Origin of the sequence: Methanocalculus sp. (assembly GCF_029762515.1) — an archaeon.
Classification (GTDB): domain Archaea; phylum Halobacteriota; class Methanomicrobia; order Methanomicrobiales; family Methanocorpusculaceae; genus Methanocalculus.
Genome location: NZ_JARVGN010000247.1, coordinates 1 through 2,934, shown reverse-complemented (window position 1 = coordinate 2,934; position 2,934 = coordinate 1). Strand labels below are relative to the sequence as shown.

Genomic DNA, 2,934 nt, shown 5'->3' with positions numbered 1-2,934 from the left:
CGCGTGGACAAGCATCTCTGAGTGGGTATTGCTCTCAGTGTAGACCCTGAAGTGGTGGCCGAATTTGTACCCGGTTCGTGGCGTATAACCAAGCGACCTGAGCCTGGAATAGACATTGAGCTTCTCTTTCAGCTCATCATCGGAACAGAGGGCAGATGCAAAATAGGTAGATCGATCGATTGTTGTTTCTGAGAAGGTAAGTACTCCCTGATCGAGTAGATACAGTACCTCAGGAGGAGAGAGGATGAGGCGATCCTGATCGAGGCGTGTTCCAAACCACTGTTTCTCAAGGAGAGCAGCCCCTTCCCCGAAGACCATGGCAGACGAGCCCGCAGGAACAGCAACAACCCCTGATTCAAAAGGTGTAGCATCGCGGGCTTTGGGGCGGTGGAACCTGACATCATAATAGGTCAGTTCCTCTTCATCATCGACAACTGCAAGTATGAAATTCTTCCTCATATGCTCTGCGGTTGCCACTTCGCTGATGAGAACCGGAAAGGCAACCGGATCCCGTTCGGAGAGGACACGAATCAGGTACTGGGTCGTCCCCTTCCCCGGCCGCTGGCCACGCCTGAAGACCCGGAAATCATGCGGGCCCGGCTGGATGACATACCCCCGTTCGCGGATGTCACGGTATACAATAAAGGATCTGAGAAATATTCGTCCTTTCTCCGGATGATTAACCGATTGCATCAGGAGTGAATCGAAATCATAGCCTTCCACATCCAGTTTGCCACGCTGGATGAGGTAGAGAGCCTCCTCAACAGAGAGGGTAAGTCCGGATTCGCCGGTGCGCCCGTATCCGCTCTGCTCATAGAGTGATATGCCATCTGGCCCTGTCCGGATAGATGTTCCATCAAATGTTGCCTTCACTGCCTCTGGTATTGGTGGTGATCCAAGATAAACACACTTCTGAAGAAGAAACGCTTTCTAAGGAGAGTGCAAACAATCTAAAGATACTATGGATACCATACCACTCTTTCGAAAAGCGGGATGTGCAGCAGTTCTTCTGATCTGCATATGTCTCCTGCCGGGAACGGTGTCTGCCGGAGATCTCTTCTCCTACCAGACAACCGAACAGACGTATTCGCTTGGCGTATACACAGACATCTTCATGATAGAAGAGAGCTCTGATGGCGGATTCTTTATCGGAGGGCATGCATTTCAGGCTGATGGCGATCAGCATGCCTTTGTGGTGAAGACGGATGCTGCCGGAGAGAAAGTCTGGTCCAAAAACTATCCGGGAGAATGGACCTCATCTGTCAAAGAGCTTGAGGATGGAACAATTGTCTTTGCGACGAGTGCATTTGGGGCATCATCCGGTCCTGGTTATCTGATGATGGCCGGCGATGACGGATCGATCATCTGGCAGGAGGAGTTGCCGGGTGATTCGCCTACAGAGATCATCGTAGCAGGTGATGAGATCATTCTTGTCGGCTATTCCTGGGCTCAGGCTTCCAATCCTGAGGCACCGGAAGGATTCCTCTACAAATACACCCTTGATGGAAAACGCATCCATACAGTATCCTATGAGGGCGTCTCTGTGCATGATATCATCGCCGCTCCGGAGGGCGGGTACCTGATTATCGGCAATACGGGCTCATCCGGAACAACTGAACCAGTACAGTTTGGCCACCTGACAAAGATTGACGATACAGGAACCCCTGAGTGGTCAGAGACCTATGAAGGGAGATCGATCTTTGCGATCACCAGCATGAATGGCGGGTACATACTGGTGGGTGGAGATATGCCCTATGGATATTCAGTAGGGACTGCATGGGCTACCGGAGTTACATCTGATGGTACGCTTCTCTGGGAAACAACACTCCCGGGATATGCCGCTTATGATATTGCCCCGTATGGAGAGTCATTTCTTATCGGTGGGAGTACTGCACCAACCAGCCCATATGTGGTTTTGATCGGAGATGATGGAGTGATAGCAGAGTCAAAGCGCCTTCCGGATAACGATGGTCGCTTCACCGCGGTTCTACCGATCTCAGATGATCGGGTTGCTGTTGGCGGTTGGTCACGCCATACAGGAGATGTTGAAGGATGGTTCATGATCTTCGACCCGCATGCAGAGCCTGTTACGCCACAGCCAACCCTGCCTGTACCAGTTCCAACAACAGGACAGCCAGAACCAACAAAATCCCCCGGCTTCGGCATCCTTGCAGCAGCACTCGGATCGACCGCAGCTGCACTCCTTGTTTACAAGAGAAGGAGAGATTAACCCGCCAGTTCCCTGACTTTGGCGATATTGCCGATATCATCACGGGTATCATCCTCGGGCGTCTCCATGATGAAAGGGAGGCTCCGGAGGCGGGGGTGATGGAGGATAGATCGGATCCCCTCCTCCCCGATCTGCCCAAGGCCGATATGTTCGTGCCGGTCAAGGCCGGACCCAAGTATTCCTTTTGTATCATTGAGATGAATGACCGCGAGGAGATCAAGACCGATCTCAGAATCAAACTGATCAAATGTCTCTCCGACCAGATCAGGTGTCCGAAGATCATATCCTGCCGCAAAGGCATGGCAGGTATCAAAGCAGACTTTTATCCTCTTCTGATCATGTATTCTACCGATAATATCCCCGATATCCGTAAGATCGCTCCCGACCGAATTCTTCTCCCCGGCAGTATTCTCAAGGAGAAGGAAGACACCGGCGGGTGCATCTTCGAGTACCGTGTTGATCGCTTCAGCCACCCGCCGTCTGCCATCCTCTTTTCCCGAAGGGCTATGGTGCCCAAGATGCATGACCAGAAACGGGATCTGGAGATCCGAACACCGCGAGAGTTCAACCGAGAGGCTCTCAACCGATTGGGAGTATATGTTCTCCTTCTCAGAGGCAAAATTAGGAAGATACGGCATATGGACAACAGCAGGGCCGATCCCCGACTTCTGCATTGCCTGAACAAAGGCGGAGGCGGCGTCATC

3 protein-coding genes are annotated in these 2,934 nt (G+C 52.1%); 1 reads left to right on the top strand and 2 read right to left on the bottom strand.

Annotated features, from left to right (window positions below; all coding sequences use genetic code 11):
* The coding region (endA, locus tag QCH34_RS08970) for a tRNA-intron lyase (RefSeq protein ID WP_300333060.1) at window positions 1–873 on the bottom strand (873 nt) is incomplete at its 3' end.
* Between the two features lie 88 nt (window positions 874–961).
* On the opposite strand from endA, the gene QCH34_RS08965 reads away from it, so the two are divergent.
* Window positions 962–2,230: a hypothetical protein gene (locus tag QCH34_RS08965; RefSeq protein ID WP_300333058.1), complete on the top strand. Its 1,269-nt coding sequence runs from the start codon at window positions 962–964 to the stop codon at window positions 2,228–2,230.
* On the opposite strand, the gene QCH34_RS08960 is transcribed toward QCH34_RS08965, so the two are convergent.
* Window positions 2,227–2,934 (bottom strand): deoxyribonuclease IV (locus QCH34_RS08960; RefSeq protein WP_300333056.1); only part of this gene is annotated, 708 nt, incomplete at its 5' end. The genes QCH34_RS08965 and QCH34_RS08960 overlap by 4 nt on opposite strands.